Genomic DNA, 22,367 nt, shown 5'->3' with positions numbered 1-22,367 from the left:
CCTCGCCTCCTGCGGCACCCGCCTCCCCGATGCTAGCCCGCGCCGCCGCCACCAGACAGCCTGCCGTCCAGGAACCGGGCGAGCCGTACCGGCGTCGGGTGCTCGAACACCAGCGTGGCCGGGAGCCGCAGCCCGGTCACCGCGTTCAGCTTGTTGCGCAGTTCGACGCCGGTCAGCGAGTCGAAGCCCAGCTCGCGCAGCGACCGGCCGGGGTCCACCCGTTCGGGCGAGGCGTGCCCCAGTACCGCGGCGACCTGGGCCAGTACCGCGTCCAGCAGGAGGCGTTCGCGTTCGCCGCCGGACGCCTCGGCCACCCGCTTCGCCAAGGTCGCCCCCGGGGTGCCCGGCGTGCCCGGCGTGCCCGGCTCTGTCCGCCGGGGAGCGCGGACCAGGCCGCGCAGCAGTGGCGCGACAGGACCGTTCGCGGCCTGGGAGCGCAGGGCCATGGTGTCCAGCCGTACCGCGACGGCGTGCGCCGCGTCCCCCGCGCTCGCCGCGTCGAACAGCGCGAGCGCGCGCTCCGACGGCATCGGGGCCAGGCCCCAGGCCGCCAGCCGGGCCAGGTCACGCTCGCCCAGGTGGCCGGTCAGGCCGCTGGCCTGTGCCCAAAGGCCCCAGGCGATCGACACGGCCGCCCGGCCGGACCGCCGCCGCCGGTGGGCCAGGGCGTCCAGGAACGCGTTGGCCGCCGCGTAGTTCGCCTGCCCGGACGTGCCGAAGGTGCCCGCGAAGGACGAGTACAGCACGAAGTGCGGCAGGTCCCCCGCCAGCTCGTGCAGGTTGAGCGCCGCGTCCACCTTCGGCCCGAACACCCGGTCCAGGCGTTCGGGGGTGAGCGAGGTGACGACACCGTCGTCGAGTACGCCCGCGGCGTGCACGATCCCGGTCAGCGGGTGCTCGGCGGGGATGCCGGCCAGCAGGCGGGCCAGCGCGTCCCGGTCGCTCACGTCGCAGGCGGCCCGGGTGACGTGCGCGCCGAGGGCGGTCAGCTCCGCGTCCAGCTCGGCGGCCTCGGGCGTACCGCCGCCGCGCCGCCCGGCGAGCACGAGCCGGCGCACCCCGTGCCGGGTGACCAGGTGCCGGGCGAGGGCCGCGCCCAGCGTGCCCATGCCGCCGGTGACCAGTACCGTGCCGTCCGGGTCCCATGCCGGTCCATCAGCGGAAGCGGGCACGGCGGCCAGGCGCGGCACGAGCACCGTCCCCCGGCGTACGGCGAGCTGGGGTTCCGGGGAGGCGAGCGCGGCGGGGAGCGCCCCGCCGTCGTCCACGTCCACCAGCGTGAACCGGCCGGGGGCCTCCGACTGCGCCGACCGCACCAGCCCCCAGACGGGGGCGGCGGCGAGGTCCGGTACGTCGTCGCCGTCGTCCGCCGCGACCGCGCCCCGGGTGACGAACACCAGGCGGGAGGCGGCGAACCGGTCCAGCGCCAGCCAGTCGCGCACGAACGCCAGCGCCCGTCCCGTGGTCTGCCGTACGGCGGGAGCCATCGCCGGGAGTGAATCGGACAGGCACGTCACCAGCACCACATCAGGGACCGGGCCGTCCTCGGCCAGAGCCGGCAGCGAGGGATGATTGCGGCAGGTCAGCCCGGCCGCGGTGAGCGTCTTCTCCAGCCCGAGGGGGTCGGCGTCGATGATCGCGCAGGTCCCGGTGGCGGGGGCGGCGGCGGGGGCCGGTACCCAGTCCACGCGGAACAGGCCGTCCTTGTGGACGCCGCGCGCGTCGCGGATCTGCTCGGGCGACATGGGCCGCAGCACCAGCGAATCGACGGACACGACCGGTGCGCCGCCGTCGTCTGCCGCGGTGAGGGCGATGGCGTCCGGCCCGGTGCGGGTCAGCCGCACCCGCAGCGCGGACGCGCCGCCCGCCCCGTACCGCCGCACCCCGCTCCACGAGAACGGCAGCCGCCCGCGCGGGTCGCCGCCGTCGAGCAGCCCGCCCGCCGCCACCGCCTGGAGGGCCGCGTCGAGCAGCGCGGGGTGGACGCCGAAGCCCCTGGGCAGCCCGTCCGGCAGCCGGACCTCGGCGAACACCTCCTCCCCGCGCCGCCACACCGCCCGCAGCCCCTGGAACTCCGGCCCGTAGCCGATGCCGCGCTCGGCCTGCCGCCGGTAATGGTCGCCGATGGCCACCGGTACCGCGTCCGGCGGCGGCCAGAACTCCGGCGCGGGGGGCGCGGCGTCGCCGGGCCCGAGCACGCCGGTGGCGTGGTGGGTCCAGGTGTCCTCGCCGTCGGGGCGGGAGTACACGTTGAGCGTCCGCCTGCCGGACCCGTCGGCGGCACCGGCCAGCATCTGGAGTTCCAGAACGCCGTCCTCCGGGATCACCAGCGGGACCTGAAGGGTCAGCTCCTCGACCTGGCCCGCGCCGGTGCGGTCGCGGGCGAGCAGGGCCAGTTCCACGAAGCCGGTACCGGGGAACACCGCGGTGTCCAGCAGCGTGTGGCCGGACAGCCACGGGTGCGCGGCGAGCGACAGGCGGCCGGCGCACAGCCACCCGTGCCCGCCCGCGAGTTCGACCGCGCTGTCGGCGAAGGGGTGTACCGCCGCGACCGGGGCCCCCGCGTTCGGGTGGGTGTCGCGCAGCCAGTGGCGTTCCCGCCGGAACGGGTACGTCGGCAGGTCCACCCGCCGGGCCCCGGCCCCGAACGCGGGCGTCCAGTCCACCTCGACGCCGCGCGCGAAGACCTCCGCCATCGAGGTCAGCAGCCGCCGCGCGCCGCCCTCGCCCTTGCGCAGCGAACCGGCCGTCACCACGTCGGCCCCGGCGCTCTCGGCGGTCTGCTGGGTGCCGAGGGTGAGCACCGGGTGCGGGCTCAGCTCGATGAACGCGCGGTGGCCCGCGCGGATCAGCGCGCGCACGGTGTCGGCGTAGCGGACCGTGTGCCGCAGGTTGTCGTACCAGTAGCCCGCGTCCATCTTCCGCGTGTCCAGGACGTCACCGGTCACGGTGGAGTGCAGCGGTACCTGGGAGGCGCGCGGATCGATCGGCGCGAGGTCCAGCAGCAGCTCGTCGCGGATCGACTCCACGGCCCTCGAATGCGAGGCGTAGTCCACGGCGATCTTGCGGGCGTGGATCTCCTGGGCCTCGCACTCGGCCAGCAGGTCCTCCAGCGCGCCGGCCTCGCCCGCGACCACGGCGGCGGCCGGGCCGTTGACGGCCGCGACCGACAGCCGCCCGTCGTACCGGGCGACCAGCCGGTCCACTTCGGCCACCGGGTGGGTGATCGCGGCCATCCCGCCGGTCCCGGCCAGCCGGACCAGCGCCCGGCTGCGCAGCGCCACGACCCGGGCGGCGTCCGGAAGGGACAGCGCCCCGGCGACGTACGCGGCGGCGATCTCGCCCTGGGAGTGGCCGATGACCGCGTCCGGCTCGACGCCATGGGAACGCCATACCTGCGACAGCGCGACCATCATCGCGAACAGCGCGGGCTGCACGACGTCCACCCGTTCCAGCCACGACTCATCGGTCCGACCGGCCAGTACGTCCATCAGGGACCAGTCCACGAACGGCCCGAACGCCGCAGCACACTCCTCCACCGCCTCCCGGAACACCGTGGAGGAGGCCGCCAGCTCCCGGCCCATCCCCTGCCACTGCGCGCCCTGACCGGGGAAGACCCACACCACCTTGCCCACATCACCGGCCACCCCACCGGAGGTTAGCTCCTCCAGCCCGGCCAGCAGCTCCGCCCGGTCCCCACCCACCACCACCGCGCGGTGGGCGAAGATCGAACGCGCCCCCGCCAGCGACACCCCCACGTCCGCCACCCGAAGCGACGGATCCCGCGAAACGAACCTCGCCAGCCGCCGCGCCTGGTCCCGCAGCGCGCCCGCGTCCCGGCCGGACACCACCCACGGCACGACGTCCACCGATACGGAGGGCGGGCCGGCCGGGGGCTCCGGCGGCGGGGCCTCCTCCAGGATCACGTGGGCGTTGGTCCCGCTGATCCCGAACGCGGACACCGCCGCGCGGCGCGGCCGGTCCACCCTGGGCCAGGGCGTCGCCTCGGTGACGACGCGTACCGCGCCCGCGTTCCAGTCCACATGCGGCGACGGTTCGCCGACGTGCAGTGTCCCCGGGACGATGCCGTGCCGCATGGCCTGCACCGTCTTGATGATCCCGGCCACGCCCGCGGCGATCTGCGGGTGGCCGATGTTCGACTTCAGCGAGCCGACCAGCAGCGGGCGGGCGGCGGGCCGGTCCTGACCGTAGGCGGAGAGCAGGGCCCCGGCCTCGATCGGGTCGCCCAGTGTGGTCCCGGTGCCGTGCGCCTCGACCACGTCCACGTCGCCGGGGTGCAGCCGCGCGCCGTGCAGCGCCTGGCGGATCACCGCCTCCTGGGACGGGCCGTGCGGCGCGGTGAGCCCGTTGCTGGCGCCGTCCTGGTTGACCGCGCTGCCGCGGATCAGCGCCAGCACGGGGTGCCCGTTCCTGCGGGCGTCCGACAGCCGTTCGAGCAGCAGCATGCCCACGCCCTCGGACCAGCTCGTACCGTCCGCCGCGGCGGAGAACGGCTTGCAGCGCCCGTCGGGGGCCAGCGCGCGCAGCCTGCTGAACTCCACGAATATCCCCGGGTTGGCCATCACCGTCGCGCCGCCGGTCAGCGCCAGCGAGCACTCCCCCCGGCGCAGCGAGTCGGCGGCCAGGTGCAGCGCCACCAGGGACGACGCGCACGCCGCGTCCACGCTGATCGCCGGTCCGACGAGGCCGAGGGTGTAGGAGATCCGCCCGGAGGCGACGCTGGCGACGTTGCCGGTCAGCAGGTAGCCCTCCACGTCGGCGGGCGCGGCGTACAGCGGCGGGCCGTAGTCCTGGGTCATCACGCCCGCGTACACCCCGGTACGGCTGCCGCGCAGGGTCGCCGGGACGATGCCGGCCCGCTCCAGCGCCTCCCACGCGGTCTCCAGCAGCAGCCGCTGCTGGGGGTCCATCGCGGCGGCCTCGCGCGGGCTGATCCCGAAGAACTCGGCGTCGAACAGTTCCGCGTCGGCGAGGAACCCGCCTTTGCGCGCGAGGCTGGTGTTCGGCCGGTCCGGGTCGGTGCTGAACAGGCGGTCCAGGTCCCAGCCGCGGGTGGCGGGGAAGTCACTGATCGCGTCGCGGCCGGAGATCACCAGGTCCCACAGGTCTTCGGGGGAGCGTACGTCGCCGGGGAACCGGCAGCCCATGCCGACGATGGCGATCGGGTCGTCGTCCGGCGCGGCCTCGGCGGCCGGTACGGCGGGCGCGGCGGGGGCCTCCGGCGACGGCAGCAGGGAGAGCAGCAGGTCGGCGACCGCCGTGGGCGTCGGGTGGTCGAAGACCAGGGTGGCGGGCAGCGGCAGGGCGGCGGCCTTGGCGAGCCGGTCGCGCAGCCGTACCGCGAGGACCGAGTCGATCCCCAGGTCCTGGAAGGCCGCGTCGGACGGCACCCCGCCCGGTCCCGTGCCGTCGTCGAGCAGGGCGGCCACCTGCGCCTTGACCAGGTCCAGGACCGCGCTGTGCCGTTCGACCGCGCTGTGCCCGTCATTGGCGAGGGCGGGTTCGGGCAGTTCCACCATCCGCCCGCCGAGCCCGGTGAACGCCGCCGTCCAGTCCACGTCCACGCCCCGGACGTACGCCTCCCCCATGGAGGTCAGCAGCCTGGCCCGCCCGCCGTCGCCGCGGCGCAGCGAGCCGGTCACGGCCACCTCGCCGGGCGTGCGGCCCGCCGCCTCCGCGCTCTGCTCGATGCCGCCGGTCAGCATCGGGTGCGGGCTCAGCTCGACGAACGCGCCGAACCCGTGCCGCAGCAGCGCCAGCGTCGCGTCATGGAAGCGGACCGTGCGGCGCAGGTTGGCGTACCAGTACCCGGCGTCCATCTCCCGCGTGTCCAGGAGGTCGCCGGTCACCGAGGAGTACAGCGGGATCGCGCCGGGACGCGGCCTGATCGGGGCCAGCGAGCCCAGGATCTCCTCGCGCACGGCCTCGACGTACGGCGAGTGGGCGGCGAAGTCCACCGGCACCCGGCGGGCCCACAGCCCCTCGGCGGCGCACGCCGCGAGCAGTTCCTCGATCGCGCCGGTCTCGCCGGACACGAGCATCGAGGAGCCGCCATTGACCCCGGCCAGGATGATCCGCGCCCCGTACGGCCGCAGCAGCTCCGGCACCCGGTCCACCGGGGTCGTGATCGCGGCCATCGCGCCCTGCCCGGAGAGCCGGGCCTGGGCCTTGGCCCACAGGGTGGTCACGCGCGCCGCGTCCGAAAGGGACAGCGCCCCGGCGACGTACGCCGCCGCCGTCTCCCCCAGCGAGTGGCCGATCACCGCGTCCGGCTCGACGCCGTGCGCGCGCCACACCCGCGCCAGCCCGACCATCATCGCGAACAGCGCGGGCTGCACGACGTCCACCCGTTCCAGCCACGACTCATCGGCGCGGCCCGCGAGCACGTCGGCCAGAGACCAGTCCACGAACGGCCCGAACGCCGCCGCGCACTCCTGCACCGCCTGCCGGAACACCCGGTCGGTGGCCATCAACTCCCGGCCCATCCCCTGCCACTGCGCGCCCTGACCTGGGAAGACCCACGCGACCTTGCCCACGTCACCGGCCCGCGCGTCAGAGGTGACCGCCTCCAGCCCGGCCAGCAACTCGGCCCGATCGCCACCGACGACCACCGCGCGATGCGCGAACACCGGACGCGCCCCCGCCAGCGACACCCCCACATCCGCGACACCAAGCGACGAATCCCCCGCCACGAACCCCGCCAGCCGCCGCGCCCGATCCCGCAGCGCACCCGCGTCCGGGCCAGAAACCACCCACGGCACGGTCTCACTCATGCGCACTCCCTTTCTGGGAAGGCCCCGCCTGGAGGGGCAGTTCGACCGTGGCGCGCAGCAGCCCTGGACGCCAGCGAAGCTCCTCGACGGCGCACCCGAGGCGCAGGCCGGGATACCTGTCGAGCAGCGCGCCGATCGCGATCTCGCCCTCGATCTTGGCCATCCGCGCCCCCAGGCAGTAGTGGATGCCATGGCCGAAGGCGAGGTGCGGCGCGGGGAAGGCGCGGGTGATGTCGAAACGGTCGGGGTCGCGGAACACCCGCGGGTCGCGGTTCGCCGCGGCGGTGGCCACGATGACGCAGGCCCCGCGCGGGATCAGCACCCCGCCGATCTCCACGTCCTCGGTCGCGTACCGCATCAGGCCCGGGTTGGCGGGGCCGTCGAAGCGCAGGGTCTCCTCCACGACCGCGGGCAGCAGCCCGTGGTCCGCGCGGACCGCGGCGAGCTGGTCCGGGTCGCCGAGCAGGGCGATCATCGCGTTGCAGATCATCTGGACGGTGGTCTCGTGGCCGGCGAAGATCAGCAGCCCGGCCATGGCCACCAGTTCCTCGTCGGTGAGCCGCCGGCCGTCCGCCCGCGCCTGGATCAGGTCGCTGAGCAGGTCGTCGGCCGGGCGGGCGCGCCGTTCGGCGATCAGGGCGCGGATGTGCTTCTCGAAGGCGTCCAGGTCGCGGATGCTGGCCAGGGCCGTCTCGTCGTCGGGCAGGTAGCCCGCCAGCACCTTGGAGGCGTCCCGGAAGACCTGGCCGTCGCGGGCCGGTACGCCGAGCAGTTCGCAGACCACGCGCACCGGCAACGGCATGGCCAGCGTCTCCACCAGGTCGAACTCCGGCCGGCCGGCCACCGTGCCGAGCAGTTCGCCGGTGATCTGCCTGACCCTGGGGCGCAGCCCCTCCATGCGCCTGGCGTTGAACGCGGGCACCGCGAGCTTGCGCAGGCGGGTGTGGCCGGGCGGGTCCATGTTGGCCATCGCCCGGCCGAGCAGTTCGGAGGTGCGCAGCAGCACCTGGACGCGCGGCGGCAGCGAGGCCGGGTCGTCGATGTCGCGCAGCGGGGCGTCGATGCCGTTGCTCAGCCGGGGGTCGCCCAGCGCGGCCACGGCGTCGTCGTACCGGGTGATCAGCCAGCGGGTGATGCCCAGGCCGTCGGGCAGGGACACCTGGACCACCGGGCCGGACTCCCGGAGGTCGCGCAGCAGCGGGAAGGGGTCGCGGTTGAAGTCGGAGGGGAACGTCGTCACGGTGGACGCGTCACTCACCGGTCTCTCCTTCTGCGTCGGGCGGCACGGCCGCCGGCAGGGCGGCCCGGATGCGGTCGGCGAGGATCTTGGCGTGCCGCTGGTCGAGTACGGTCCAGTGGTCGCCGGGCACCGGCACGACCTCGACGCCGCGCGGATACAGCGGCGCCAGGTGGGCGCGCAGCCGGGCGCGCAGCCCGGCGTCGGCCCTGGTCTTGAACACCACGACGGGGCACGGCGCGGGGCGCGGTACGTGCCGGAGCATGGCGGTGATGTTGCGGTTGTGGACGCCGGCGTAGTCGGGGATGAGATCGCCGACGGCACGGCCGCCCTGGGTGACCTCGCCGATCCGGTGCACCCTGCCGCCGTCGCGGGCGAGCCCGTGCAGGTTGAGTTCCCGGCGCGGGCCGCCGAGCCCGAGCAGGGCCTGGCCCTGGAACCACAGGCCGCGCAGCAGCCAGGACGGCCGGGTGGCCACCGCCCGGCCGCGCGTGTCGGGCAGGAAGCCGTCGATGGCGAGCAGCAGTCGCACCGTCTCGCCCTGCCGGGCCAGGATCCGGGCCATCTCGTGCGCCACCATCGCGCCGAAGGACCAGCCGCCGAGCAGGTACGGCCCGCGCGGGCGCACCCGCTTGACCAGCGCGACGTGCGCGGCGGCGATGTCGGCCAGCCGGGCCGGTGAGACGCCGCCGTCGTGCAGGCCGGGGGCCTCCAGGCCGTACACCGGGCGGTCGTCGATGAGCGCGGCGACGTGCCGGTAACACAGCGAACTCCCGGCGGCCGGCGCGGCCAGGAAGATCGGGTCGCCGGTGCCGCGCTCGGCCAGCACCATCAGGTTGGGCGGGCGGTCGGTCGCCTCCACGGTGGCGGGTGTCTGTTCGCCGACCAGTTCGGCCAGCCTGCCGTACGTCGGGCGGCGGGCGAACTCCGGCATCGGCACGCTGACCCCGAACGTGTCGCGGACCCGGGCCAGCAGGTGGACGGCCGCCAGCGACTCGCCGCCCAGCGCGAAGAAGTCGTCGGTGTCGCGCGCCCGGGCGACGCCCAGTTCCTCGCACCACAGCGCGGCGAGCGGGCCGTCGGCCGAGGCGACAGGGGTCGGCACCTGCGGGTCGGGGGTCTCCTCGATGATCTCCGGGGGCAGGGCGGCGGCGTCCAGCCGGGCCGTCCCGGGGAGCGGGGACCGCAGCAGCGCGGGCAGCGCGGCGATCTCCGGCGGGCCGAGGCGGGGGACGCGTACGTGGTGCCAGGCGGGTGGTTCGTCCGCTTCGGGTGGGTCGAGTGCGGCTCGCGCGTGCTCGGCGGCGGCATCGGTACCGTCCACGCTGACGACCACGGCCCTCGACGTGCCGTGAGCCCGCAGCTCCGCCCACCGCCGCCCCGCCGCCGCCATGTCCCCGCCGGTCACCAGGTAGACCAGGGCATCGGCGACGGCGACCGTCCCGGCGCCGGTATCTGCCACCTCCACCCCCGCGCCGAAGGCCGCGGTCGCCGTGGGAGGCGTTCCGGCCGTGGGCGGGTCGCCGTCGGCGTCTTCGGGGGCCGGGCGGTGGCCGGGGGCGGCGAGGATCAGGGTGTGGTCGAACTCGGGGTCGCCCGGGACGAGGGCGACGCGCGGCATTCCGGACTCGTGCAGCACCCGTTCCCAGGTCGGGGCGTCGAGGTGGATCGAGTCCCGGCGCAGGTCGTCGTCGAAGGCCCACCAGCCGGGGGCCAGCCCCCACAGCAGGTGACTCCAGCGGTCCACCTGGGTGACCTCGACCATGGCCAGCATGCCCGCCGGGCTGAGCAGCCCGCCGATCCGGCGCAGCGCGGCGTGCACGGACGGCGCGACGTGGATCACGTTGTAGGCGATCACCAGGTCGAAGCCGCCCGCGGGCAGGCCCTGGGCGATCGGGTCGCGGGTGATGTCGAAGGTGGAAAAGCGCATGCCCGTGATGTCGCGGTCGGCGGCCCGTTTGGCGGCGCGGCGCACCAGCAGCGTGCTGATGTCGGTGAAGTGGTAGTCGACGTTCTCCCGGCCGGGCCAGTCGTCGATCAGCGGCCAGGTGAACCCGCCGTGTCCCGCGCCGATCTCCAGGATGCGCAGCGGGCCGCCGCCCCAGCGGGCGTGGATGTCGCGCACCGAACGGCGCAGCGCGGCCAGGCACGCCGCCCCGTCGTAGATCTCGACCTGGCAGTCGCCCAGGTGGGCGCGGAGCATGCTCTCGTCGCCGTCGGGCCACAGGACGGCGACCGGCTCGCGTTCGCCGTCGAAGACGTACGGCAGGGCGTCGGCGATCCGGTCGAGCATGCGGACCCCGCCCGCGACCTCCGCCAGCTCCCGGCGGGCGTCGAGCGCGGCGGCGACCAGGTCAGGGGCGCCTGCGGCCACCCGGTGGCCGTCCGGCCCCTCGTGCAGGAACCCGTCCTCGACCGCCGAGCGGATCATGAACTCCGCCATGCGCGGGATGCGGTCCCCGGGGTCGAGACGGCGGCGCAGCTCGCCGGGGGTGAACGTCAGCCGGGTGGCGGCCCGGTCGAGCAGGAAGCGGCCCATCAGGCCGCCCGCGTACCGGTTCAGCGCGGCGATCAGGTCGGGGCGCGCGGACAGGCGGGAGTCCGCCGGACGCCAGGGCGCGTCGCCCGCGACCGCCTGGGGCACGAGTTCGGCGGGGCGCGGGCCGTCGGTGACGCTGCCGACCACGCGGACACCGGCGCTCGCCAGGTCGGCGGCGATGGCCCGCCCGGCGGGAACGTCGGCGACCAGCAGCGCGGCCGGTCCGCCGGTGTCCTCGGTGGGCGGGTCGAGGGGCACGGGCCGGGGCAGCAGGGCCCACCAGCGGCGGCCTCGCCTGCCGTACGTCACGCCCGGCCGGAGCAGCGGCAGGTGGGCGGGCGGGTCTCCCGGGCCGAGGTCCACCACCGCGGCCTGGACGCCGGTACGCCCGCGCGCGGCGACCCAGGCGGCGAGTTCGGCGGCGGCGGGGTGCGACGGTCCGGTACCGAGCGGGTCGGCCAGGCCGTACCCGGCCACCACCAGCATCGCCCCGGTCGCGCCCTCCGCCAGCCCGTCCAGCCGCGCGAGGATGTCTTCATCCGGCACCATCGCCAGCACGGTCGAGACCGGCACCGCGAGGCCGGGCCGGTCCGCGGGTGTGGCCGACGCATCAGGCCCACCGGCAGGGCCGGCACCGGCGTCAGGCCCGCCCGTGGCCGTAAGGCCGGGCAGGTGCGGGACGCCGAACATGGCGGCGAGGGCGGGGTCGGCCGCCGCCACGCCCGTGGTGAGGTCGAGGCGGTCGCGGGTCTCCTCCCAGGCCGGGGCGGTCAGCGGGGAGCCGGTGGGGGGCGCGGCGTCCGGTCGGCGGCGAGGGCGGGGGCGGTCGCAGCGGAGCGGGGCGAACGGGTAGGCGGGCAGCGCGCAGCGCCGCCCCTCAGGGTCCAGGAAGGCGGCGAGGCCGACGTCCGCGCCGCGTTCCCACAGCCCGGCGGTCAGGCGCAGCACGTCGGCGCGTTCGGTGTCGGCCGAACGGCCCAGGGACGGCAGGGCCGTACGCCGCTCGTTCCACAGCGCGTGCCGCCGGGCCGCGCGGATCGTACTGCTTCCCGGGCCGAGTTCGATGAGCAGGTCCGCGTCGTCGCGGCTCAGCACCGCCGCCAGGCCCTCGGTGAGCCGGACGGTGCCGAGCAGGTGCGCGGTCCAGTAGTCCGGGTCGCCCACCTGGTCGTCGCCGACCCACGTACCGGTCAGGTTGGAGACGAACGGCACGCGCGGCGGCCGGGCGGGCACCGCCGCGACGGCCTCGCGAAGTTCGTCCGCCGCCCGGTCCATCAGCGGCGAGTGGAAGGCGTGCGCGGTCTCCAGGAGCTTGCCGCTCACCCCGCGCGCCCGCCAGGACTCGTGCAGCGCCTCGATCCGCTCGGCCGGCCCGGACAATACGAGCTGGTGCGGGGCATCGACGGCGACCGTGACGCCCGCAAGGCCCTCGCACAGGTCGGCGTGCCGCCTCGGTATCGCGAGCATCCGCCCGTGCGGCGCGGCCCGCATCGCGCGCCCGCGCCCGTGGATGACGCTCAGCGCGTCCGGCAGTTCCCACACGCCCGCCAGCGCCGCGGCCACGTACTCGCCCACGCTGTTGCCGATCATCGCGACCGGCCGCACGCCCCACGCCCTGACCTGCGCGCCGAGGGCGTACCCGAGCGCGAACTGGGCGAGCTGCGCGAACACCGTGTCCGTCAGCGGCGCGGAGCCCGCGAGCAGCGCCCCCAGATCGACGCCGAACCGGCCCGCCACCAGCTCACTGATCTCGTCGAAGGACGTCCGGAACTCCGGCAGCAGCAGGTGCGCCGCCCGCCCCGCCCCCTGGTGCAGCACGCCCTGCCCGGGGAAGGCGAGGATCGCGCCCGGCTCGTCCGTGGCCTGCGCGCCGGTCTCGTCCCGCAGCGCGGCGGCCAGCCCGGCGCGGTCCTCGGCCAGTACGGCCAGCCGGTGCGGCAGCGTCCGCCGGCCCTCGGTGAGGGTGAACGCCACGTCGCCGAGCGGCGGCGCGTCCGCCTCGTCCGTGACCCGGTCGGCGAGCGCGGTGCGCAGCCTGGTCAGGGCGTCGGGGTCGGCGGCCGAGATCGGGAAGATCCGCGGCCGGTCCGGCTGCGCGCCGCGCCGTACGGCGGGCGCCTCCTGAAGGACGACGTGCGCGTTGGTCCCGCCGATGCCGAACGAGCTGACCCCCGCGAGCCGCGGCCCTTCCGACCGCCACGGCTCGTGGTCCCGGCAGATCCGGAACGGCGTGGACTCCAGCCGGATCTCCGGGTTCGCCTGCCGGAAGTGGGCCGTCGGCACCAGTTCGCCGTGGGCGAGCTGGAGCACGGTCTTGATCAGCCCGGCCACCCCGGCCGCCGCGCCGGTGTGCCCGATGTTGCTCTTCACCGCGCCGAGCCGGCAGGTCCCCGCGTCGTCCCCGAATGCGGCGGTCAGCGCGGCGATCTCGATCGGGTCGCCGACCCGGGTACCGGTACCGTGCGCCTCCACGTACCCGATCTCGCCGGGCTCCACCCCGGCGTCCTGGTGGGCGAACCGGATGACGTCGCGCTGGCCCCAGATCGACGGGGTGGTGTAGCCGGGTTTGTCCGCGCCGTCGTTGTTGACCGCCGCGCCGCGCAGCACCGCCATGATCCGGTCGCCGTCGGCCAGCGCGTCCTCCAGCCGGCGCAGCACCACGACGCCCACGCCGCCGCTCGGCACGGTGCCCGCCGCCGCCGCGTCGAACGGCCGGCAGTGGCCGTCCGGCGAGAGGATGCCGCCCTCGGTGTGGCGGTAGCCGCCGGTCTGCGGCAGCCGCAGCGACACGCCACCGGCGAGCGCGACGTCGCACTCGTGGCCGAGCAGCTTCAGCCGCGCCTCGTGTACCGCGACCAGCGACGTGGAACAGGCGGTCTGCAAGGTGATCGCCGGGCCGCGCAGCCCCAGCTTGTAGGCCACCCGGGTGGCCAGGAAGTCCTTCTCCCTGCCGATGATCTGGCCGGTCGGGTCGGCCGCGCCGATGTCCAGTTCCCAGCTCGCCAGGTCGCACCCGGCGAAGACGCCGATCCAGCCCTTGTAGCGATGCGGGTCGATGCCGGCGTCGTCGAGCGCGGCGGCGGAGCATTCCAGGAAGACCCGCTGCTGCGGGTCGATGGTGGCGGCCTCGCCGAGGCTGTAGCCGAAGTAGCGCCAGTCGAAGGTCTCGCCGCCGGGGACGGTACCGCCCGCCGGGACCCGGCCGGAGCCGTCCGCGCGCGGGTCCACCCCGGCGGCGCGCAGCTCACGGTCGGTGAACCTGCTGATCGTGTCGCGTCCGGCGCGCAGGTTCGCCCAGAACTCGGCGGTGTCGGCGGCCCCGGGGAACCGGCACGACATCCCGACGACGGCGACCGCGTTCTCGATCATCATCGCTCTGCATCCCTCCGGGGGCGTGTGGTGCGGTAGCGCCGGGCGCGCGCGGCCCGGTCACGGATCGAGCCGTCGTCGTCATCGCGGGCCGGTGGGGCCGCCCCGGCGTACGCCTGGGCGAAGGACCGCACGGTCGGATACTGGAACAGCAGGCGCATCGAAAGCCCGGCGTCCAGCTCCTGCTGGAGCCGGGCGTGCAGCCGGGCGAGCAGCATCGAGTTGCCTCCGGCGTCGAAGAAGTTGTCATCGACGCCGACCCGCTCCAGGTCGAGCACCGCCGCCCAGACCCGCGCGACCCGTCGTTCCAGGTCGGTGCCCGGCTCGGCCGTGGCGGCTCCCTCGGATTCGCGGGCGGGGGCGGGCAGCTTGTCCACGTCCACCTTGCCGTTGGGGGTGGTCGGCAGGTCGTCCAGCCACACCACGCGGTCCGGCACGAGGTGGCGCGGGACGCGTTCGGCGAGCCGGGCGAGCACGGCCCGGCCGTCGGGGCGCTCGCCGCCGCGGTCCGGCACCAGGTAGGCGAGCAGCCGCGCCGCGTCGCCGGTCACGAACGCCCGTCCGACCAGCGGGTCGGCCAGCAAGTGCGCCTCGACCTCGCGCGGCTCGACCCGGTGCCCGCGTACCTTGAGCTGCCGGTCCAGCCGCCCCAGGTACTCCAGCGTGCCGTCCGGCAGCCAGCGCCCGCGGTCGCCGGTGCGGTAGAGGCGCTGACCCGTCCGCGCGTCACGGACGAACCGCTCCTCGGTCTGTCCTGGCCTGCCGAGGTAGCCGATGGCCACCCCGTCGCCGCCGATGTGGATCTCTCCGGGCACCCCGGCCGGGCACCGGCCGCCCGCCTCGTCGAGCACGTAAATGGACGCCCCGGTGATCGGGCGGCCGACGACGTTGAGCGGCCCCGCGGCGGGCGGCGGGCCGGGCAGTGACGCCACGGCGACCGTGCACTCGGTCGGACCGTAGTTGTTGCACACCTCATAGCTCAGGCCGGCGGGCGGACGTCTGGTCAGCGGGGCCGCGCCGTACAGCATCCAGCGCAGCGCGGGCAGCGGGACCGGATCGGCCCACACCACCTCGGCCAGCGGCGTGGCCAGGAAGCACACGGTGATCTCCCGCTCGGCGAGCCAGCCCGCCACGTCGGAGATCACCACCGGCCGCTCGTGCGGCACGACCCGCGCGCCCGCCGCCAGGTAGGGCCACACCTCCCACTGCGAGGCGTCGAACCCGACGCTGGACAGGTGCGCGCCGCGGTCGCCGGGGCCGACCTCGAAGGCGTCGATGTACCACCGCACCAGGTGGGCCAGGTTGCCGTGGCCGACCACCACGCCCTTGGGGGTGCCGGTGCTGCCGGAGGTGTAGATGACGTACGCGGGCGCGGCCGGATCGGGCGTGACCGGCTCGAACGATCCGGCGGAGCGGCCGGCCGCCGCGATGTCGAGCACCGGGATGTCCGTGTCAGGTGGGGACCCGGCGGCCAGCAGGGCGACCGCGCCGGTGTCGCGCAGCACGAACCCGGCCCGCTGGTCGGGATGATCCGGATCGATCGGGCAGAACGCGCAGCCCGCGTACCAGGCCGCCAGCATGCCGACCACGAAGTCCGCGCCGCGCGGCGCGTACAGGGCGGCCACCGGCAGCGGCCCGCGGACCAGCGGGCGCAGCCGCCCGGCCAGCGCCCGTGCCCGTTCGTCCAGCTCACGATAGGTGAGCGAACCAACGGCTGGGGCGTCCGGGCGGCGGGCGAGCTGCTCGGCGAGCAGCGTGGGCACGGTGGTCGGCGGCGCGGACCGAGGCCCGTGCTCGAACATCCCGAGGCGGGCCCGCTCGGCCGCGTCCAGCAGTACCGAGCCGGAAAGCGGCCGGTCCAGGTCCTCGGTGAACCGCCTGACCAGCCGCCCGATCAGCCCCGCCAGGGTCGCGGCGTCGGCCGCCGCCACCTGGTCGCCCCGGTAGGCGACCCGGCCGGTGAAGTGCCCGCCCTCCTGCCGGAAGTGGACGGTCAGCGGAAACTTGGCGGACACCGCCGCGTCCTCATGACCGGCGTCCAGCTCCAGCCGGGCCTCGCCCAGCCGGATCGGCTGCTGTCCGGTCTCGACCGACAGCATGGCGTCCACGTACGGCGTGCGCCCGGGCAGCCGGGGCGGGTTGAGCCGGTCCACCACCGCCTCGAACGGCACGGCGGCGTGCTCGTGCGCGTCCAGCAGCGCGTCCCGCACGGCGGCGAGCAGTCCGCCGAGTGTCGTCCCGGTGTCCCGCCGGGAGCGGACCACGGCGGTGTTCAGCAGCGGGCCCACCAAGTCGGCGAACTCCTCGCGGTCCCGGTTGGCCATCGGGGTGCCGAAGGTGACGTCCGGCCTGCCGGTCCAGGCGTGCAGGGCGGCGGCGAGCGCGGCGGCCAGCACCTGGAAGGGCGTGACCGCCCGCGTCGCGGTCAGGTCGCGCAGCCGGTCGGCGAGCCGGGGCGGCAGCTCGACCGGCACCATGCCGTGCGGGGCGGGCTCGACGGGCGTGGCCAGGTCCAGGTACGGCGGGGCGCCGTCGAGCACCCGCGCCCAGTACCCCAGCCCGGCCGCGTCGTCCCTGGCGGCGGCCTCGGCGGCGACGAAGTCGCGGTACCGGGCGGCGGGCGGGGCCTGGCGGACCATGTCCGGCTCGATCGCCGCGAGCGGGCGGTCCAGCAGGTCGCCGAAGGCGTCGAGGGTCCGGCCGAGCGCGCCCGCCAGCCACTCGGCCTCCGCGCGCCGGTAGCGGTCGCCGCGGTAGGACAGCACGGCCTCCAGCCGGTCGCCCCGGTCGGTGACGGTGAAGGTCAGCCCGAACTTCTGCTCGTGCCGCCAGATCCAGTCCATCGGCTCGGCGGTCGCCTGCAGCCCGCCGAGCGCGGGCCATTCGCCGGGGACGACGTTGAGGTTGAGGGTGACGTCCAGGTACGGAGTCCAGCCGGGCCTGCGCGGTGGGTTGAGCCGTTCGACCACGGCCTCGAACGGCACGTCGTGGTGGGCGACCGCGTCGAGTACGGCGTCGCGGGTCCGCAGCAGGACCTGGCCCAGCGTGTCGGAGGGCAGGGCCCGGGAGACCAGCACGACGGAGTTGAGGCACGGCCCGACGACGGACCGGGCGCGCGGATCGTCGCGCAGCGCGACCGGGGTGCCGACGGTCAGCTCCGAGCGGCCGGTACGGCGGTGCAGCGTCGCCGCCAGCGCCGCCGCGAAGATCATGAACCGGCTCGCGCCGCGCGCCCGCTGCGACTCGCGCAGCCGGTCCGCCAGGTCGGGGCGCAGCGGGACGGTCACCACGCCGTGCGGCTCGGCCGGGATCGGCGGCGTGACGTCCGGGTACGGCGGCGCGCCCGCCAGCGCCCCCGCCCAGTACTCCGGCCCCTCGCCGTCCCGCCCGGCCGCGAGCCGCGCCACCACGTCGTCGTACCGCGCCGGCGGCCCGGCCGGTGGGCGGCCGTCGTAGCACGCGGCGAGATCGCGCAGGAACGGCAGCGCCGACTGCCCGTCCCACACCAGATGATGGACGCACAGGAAGAGAAGCTGTTCGCCGCCGGGCAGGTCGAGCAGCAGGACCCGCAGCGGCCGGCCCGCCGACAGCGCGAACGGCGTCCGCACGGCCTCCTCCCGCAGCCGGGCGGCCTCCGCCTCGCCCGCCTCGGCAGGCAACGAGCGCAGGTCGTGGTACTCCACCGGCGGACGCCACGGCTCCCCGGCCGCCCGCCACAGCCGCCCGTCCCGCTCGGCGAAGCGGGTGCGCAGGATCTCGTGGCGGGCGATCACCTGGGCCAGCGCGTCGGCGAGCCGGGCGGGGTCCAGCCGCCCGGAGATCCGCCAGGCGTGCGGGACGTGGTAGACGGCGGTGTCCGGTTCCAGGCGCTCGGCGAACCAGATGCGCTCCTGGAAACCGGAGGTGGGCAGCCAGTCGGCGTCGGGGATCGCCTCTTCCGGCGCTCGGGGGGCGGCGAGCCCGCGTTCGATCGCGGCGGCGAAGTCGCCCAGTTTGGGCGACTCGAAGAGCGTCCGCAGCGGCACCTTGATCCCGAAGGCGGCCCGCACCCGGGCGAGCATGCGCGCGCCGAGCAGCGAATGCCCGCCGAGGTCGAAGAAGGAGTCGTCCGGGCCGGGGTCCGGTACGCCGAGCAGGGCGGCCCACACGTCCGCGACCCGGCGCAGGGTGTCGCCCGCGAGCGGCGTCGAAGGGGCCGGTGGCGCGGCCTCCTCCGGGGAGTCGTAGCAGCGCCGCAGGTCGCGCAGGAACACCGGGGTGGACCCCTCGTCCCAGACCAGGTGGTGCAGGCGCAGGATGAGCAGGTGCTCGCCGTCGCCGAGGCCGGCGAGCGCGGCCTTGAGCGGGCGTCCGGACCCGGGGTCCACGCCGTCGGCGACGATCGCGCGGATGCGGCGCTCCTGGGCCCCGGCGGCCAGGCCGCGCAGGTCGTGTCGCTCGATCTCGGGCCGCCAGCCCTGGCCGACCACCTGCCACAGTTCGCCGTCGCGTTCGGTGAAGCGGGTGCGCAGCACCTCGTGGCGGGCGATCACGCGGGCCAGCGCGTCGGCGAGCCGGGCGGGGTCCAGGTCGCCGCGCACCCGCAGGACGATGGGGACCTGGTACAGCCCGTCGTCGGGGGCGACCCGCTCGGCCAGCCAGATCTGCCGCTGGATGCCGGACGGCGGCACCTGATCGCCGTCGTCTTCCGCTTCCTCGGGGTCGTCGGCTCGGTACTCGTCCAGGGCGCGGGCGAAGTCGCCCAGCCGGGGCCGCTCGAAGAGCACGCGCAGCGGGAGTTCGACGCCCATGCGCTCACGGACCGCGCCGATGACCTGGGTGGCGTGCAGGGAGTGGCCGCCGAGGTCGAAGAAGGAGTCGCCGGGGCCGGGCTCGGGCACGCCGAGCAGGTCGGCCCACAGCCGGGCGACCTCGCCCGCGGTGCCCTCCGCTGCGTCGCCGGTGGTGCCGAGCGGCGTGGCCGCCGCGCGCAGGGCCGCGCGGTCCAGCTTGCCGTTGACGGTCAGCGGGAAGGCGGCGACCTCGTGAAACGCCGCCGGGACCATGTAGCCGGGCAGCGCCGCGCGGACGTGTTCGCGCAGGCCGGCCGCGCCGACACGCCCTCCGGCCGGACGGACGTACGCGACCAGGCGGTCCGCCTCCAGCAGCACCGCCGCCCCGGCGACGGCGGGGTGCTCGCGCAGGCACGACTCGATCTCGCCGGTCTCGATCCGGTGGCCGCGTACCTTGACCTGGCCGTCGGCCCGGCCCAGGGCCTCCAGCGTGCCGTCAGGGAGCCGCCGGGCGAGGTCGCCGCTGCGGTACAGCAGGCCGGGGCCGAACGGGTCGGGCACGAACCGCTCGGCGGTCAGCTCCGGCCGGTTGAGGTACCCGGGCGACACGCCGAGACCGCCGACGCAGATCTCCCCCACCGCCCCGGCGGGCAGCAGCCGCAGCCGCTCGTCGAGCAGGTAGACGGTGGTGGTCGGGATCGGCACGCCGATATTGCTGCGGTCGTCCGCGATGTCCTGATCGGTGATGCGATGGACGGTGACATGGACCGTGGTCTCGGTGATCCCGTACATGTTGACCAGCTCCACCCCGGGGTGGCGGCGGGCGAAGCCGGCGAGCATGCGCGGGCGCAGGCGTTCGCCGCCGAAGATCACGTACCGGAGGTGGTCCAGCCGCGCCTCGGGGGCGACGGCGAGCAGGTGGGCGAACGCGCTGGGGGTCTGGTTGAGCACGGTGACGCGTTCGGCGCGCAGCAGCGCGAGGTACTGTTCGGTGTCCCTGGCCTGCTCGGCCCCGACGATCACCAGCCTGCCGCCGTACGCGAGGCAGCCGAACAGCTCCCAGACCGAGAAGTCGAAGGCGTAGGAGTGGAACAGGGTCCACACGTCGTCCGGGCCGAACGCGAACGGCGGGCGGTCGTTGACGATCAGCCGGACCACGTTGCGGTGCGTGACCAGCACGCCCTTCGGGCGTCCGGTGGTGCCCGAGGTGTAGATGCAGTAGGCGGGGGCGTCGGGGGCGATGCCGGGCAGGGCGGCTTCTGTGTCCGGCAGCTCGGCGAGGGTGACGGCCGTTTCCACCTGTTCATCGTCGGTGACCAGCAGTTTCGCGCCGCAGTCGGCGAGGATGAACGCGCGCCGGGACGCCGGGGTGGTCACGTCGATCGGTACGTACGCGGCTCCGGCGAACAGCACCGCCAAGATCGCCTCGACCTGCCCGATCCCGCGCCGCACCAGCAGGCCGACCAGGTCCCCCGGCCGTACGCCACGGGCCACCAGCCCGCGGGCCAGCGCCTCGACGCGTTCAAGCAGCTCGCCGTAGGTCACCTGGTCCCGGCCGTGGGTCAGCGCGACCGCGTGCGGGGCGGCGCGCATCCGGTCGCGCAGCAGCTCCGGCAGGCTCACCTGCGGGTAGCCGGTCATGGTGTCGTTCCAGCCGGTCGTCTGCTCCCGGCACTCGTCCGGCGACAGCACCTCGACGTCCTCGACGGCCTGGGCGGGGTCGGCGATCACGGAGGCAAGGAACCGGGCCAGGTGCCCGGCGAAGGCGGCCGGGACATGTCCTGACCTGCCTTCCAGATCGAACGTGAAGCGCAGCGGGGGGCCGTCCTCGGGCGGCTCGCTGCCGCCGAAGGAGACGAGGGCCGCGCCGTGCGGGTCGTGGTCGCCGAGCAGCCGCCGCAGGTCGTCGGGTGGGGGGAGGCGAAGGGCGCGGGCGACGGCCAGTTCCGCGTGGACGTTCCGGGCGAACCTGGCGAACGTCGCCTCCGGTTCCAGACGCATGGGTACCGGGTCCGCCGGGCGTTCCGGCAGCAGCACGCTCAGCCGGGGACCCGCCGTGTGGCGGCGCAGCACCCCGGCGACCGCGGCGAGGAGCATGCCCTCGACGGTGACGCCGAGCCCGCGCGCGGCGTCGGCCAGGCCGCCGGGCAGCTCGAACCCGCTCGTGCCCGTATCGGTGACGGCCGGCGGCGGGGGGTCGTCGCCGCGCAGCCGATCGACGTACGCGGTGAACGCGGGCACCGGGGCCGACAGCGGCTCGTCCGGCGCGGCCAGCAGCCGGTCCAGGATCACCGGATAGTCGTCGGCGAGCCGGGCGAGCATCGCGGGGCCGACCACGCCGCCCGGATCACGCCAGCTCATGGTGGCGCCGGCGGAGTCCTCGCGGAGGAAGACGGTCAGCGCGTAGTCGGCGACGTCCTCCGTCGGCAGCATCCGCAGGGTGGCGGTCCCCGACGACCCGCGCAGCGGGACCCGCAGAATGTCGATCACGTCGGCCGGCGGCGCGGCCCAGTAGCCGAACACCACCTGGTTGGCGCTCTTGCGTGCGGCCTCGCCACCGAGCCCGGCCTCCCTGAGAATGACCGGCATCGGCAGGTCCCCGTACGCCGTCGCACCGACCAGATCACGGTGCAGCCGCTGAACCACCTCGCGGTAGGTCAGGTCCCGGGACAGGCGGTGGCGCAGCGGCAGGGTGTTGGCGAAGAAGCCCACCCGGTCCTGCACGAGGGGATCGCGGCGGCCATGGTAGGTGGTACCGAGCACCAGGTCGGGGCGGCCGGTGTAGTGGCTGATCAGGATGCAGCAGGCGGCATAGAAGGGCACCAGCCGGTGTACGCCGAGCTCATCTGCCACCTCCTCAACGCGCGAGACCAGCCCCGAATCCACCGCTCGGTGCAACACGGCATAGACCCGTTCCCTGACGACACCCGAGGACTTCCCGGCAACCCCCGGGGGCTCTTCGGTGACAGGCGGGAGGAGGAGGGGTGGCACGTCGGGGCCCAGGTGTTCGCGCCAGAAGCGGCGGTGCGGCTCGCCTTCTGGGCCCTCTGACAGCTCGCGCTGGCGGCGGGCGAACGCGGCGAGGACGGCCGCGTCGCCGGGCGGGGCGAGGTCGTGCCCGGCGTAGAGCCGGGACAGCTCGGCGAGCAGCAGGCCGCACGCCGTCGCGTCCAGGACGATGTGGTGCCCGGCGAACAGGACGACCCGGTACCCGGGCCCGTGCAGTACCTCCACCCGCAGCAGCGGCCCGCGCCGCAGGTCGAACGGTACGGCGGCGCGCTCGCGTACCGCTTCCTCGGCCGGGCCGGTCACCGTACGCTCGACGACCGGGATCGGCGGCGCGTCCGCCCAGCGCAGGCTCGGCCCCTGCGGGGTCGGCACGACCCTGCCCCGCAACGCGGGATGCAACTCCCCGAGCCTGGCCACGGCCCGCCGCAGCCGCGCCTCCTCCAACTCGCCCTCCAGCAGGAGCGGGAGGCAGACGGTGTAGGCGGGATCGTCCGGGGCGACCTGCCAGTAGATCCAGATGGCTTCCTGCGCGACCGACAGAGGAACCTCGGACGCCTCCGTCGTGGTAGCGGGCGTGGCCGTCGCCTCAACACTCATGAGTGCAGTCCCCCGTGTAGTCGTCGTCAGCGTTCGGTCAACATCCGGTG

General features: G+C 75.4%; 4 protein-coding genes. All 4 read right to left on the bottom strand.

What is annotated here, in order from left to right:
- Positions 1-32: 32 nt before the first annotated feature.
- Genes ACH34R_RS23775 through ACH34R_RS23760 form a run of 4 tightly spaced genes read right to left on the bottom strand, consistent with a single transcriptional unit; the run spans position 33 to position 22,317 of the window.
- A complete protein-coding gene (locus ACH34R_RS23775) occupies positions 33-6,794 on the bottom strand; it encodes an SDR family NAD(P)-dependent oxidoreductase (RefSeq protein WP_397563709.1) in 6,762 nt (2,253 codons plus the stop codon).
- The gene (locus tag ACH34R_RS23770; protein WP_397563708.1) at positions 6,787-8,052 is read right to left on the bottom strand and encodes a cytochrome P450; all 1,266 of its coding nucleotides are present in this window, start codon (positions 8,050-8,052) and stop codon (positions 6,787-6,789) included. Before ACH34R_RS23770 ends, ACH34R_RS23775 begins: the two co-directional genes overlap by 8 nt.
- The gene (locus tag ACH34R_RS23765) at positions 8,045-13,942 is read right to left on the bottom strand and encodes a type I polyketide synthase (protein ID WP_397563707.1); all 5,898 of its coding nucleotides are present in this window, start codon (positions 13,940-13,942) and stop codon (positions 8,045-8,047) included. Before ACH34R_RS23765 ends, ACH34R_RS23770 begins: the two co-directional genes overlap by 8 nt.
- Positions 13,939-22,317 carry an amino acid adenylation domain-containing protein gene (locus ACH34R_RS23760; protein ID WP_397563706.1) on the bottom strand — a complete coding sequence of 2,793 codons (8,379 nt, stop codon included), beginning with the start codon at positions 22,315-22,317 and terminating at the stop codon, positions 13,939-13,941. The genes ACH34R_RS23765 and ACH34R_RS23760 overlap by 4 nt, the downstream gene beginning before the upstream one ends.
- Positions 22,318-22,367 lie beyond the last annotated feature (50 nt).

The organism is Spongiactinospora sp. 9N601 (genome assembly GCF_044326295.1).
GTDB lineage: Bacteria > Actinomycetota > Actinomycetes > Streptosporangiales > Streptosporangiaceae > Spongiactinospora > Spongiactinospora gelatinilytica.
The sequence above is the reverse complement of the archived record's forward strand: the minus strand, read 5'-3'. Positions and strand labels throughout refer to the sequence as shown.

Coding starts and splice junctions, on each gene's coding strand:
- ACH34R_RS23775 (WP_397563709.1), bottom strand. CDS start 6,794: ATGAGTGAGACCGTGCCGTGGGTGGTTTCTGGCCCGGACGCGGGTGCG.
- ACH34R_RS23765 (WP_397563707.1), bottom strand. CDS start 13,942: ATGATGATCGAGAACGCGGTCGCCGTCGTCGGGATGTCGTGCCGGTTC.
- ACH34R_RS23760 (WP_397563706.1), bottom strand. CDS start 22,317: ATGAGTGTTGAGGCGACGGCCACGCCCGCTACCACGACGGAGGCGTCC.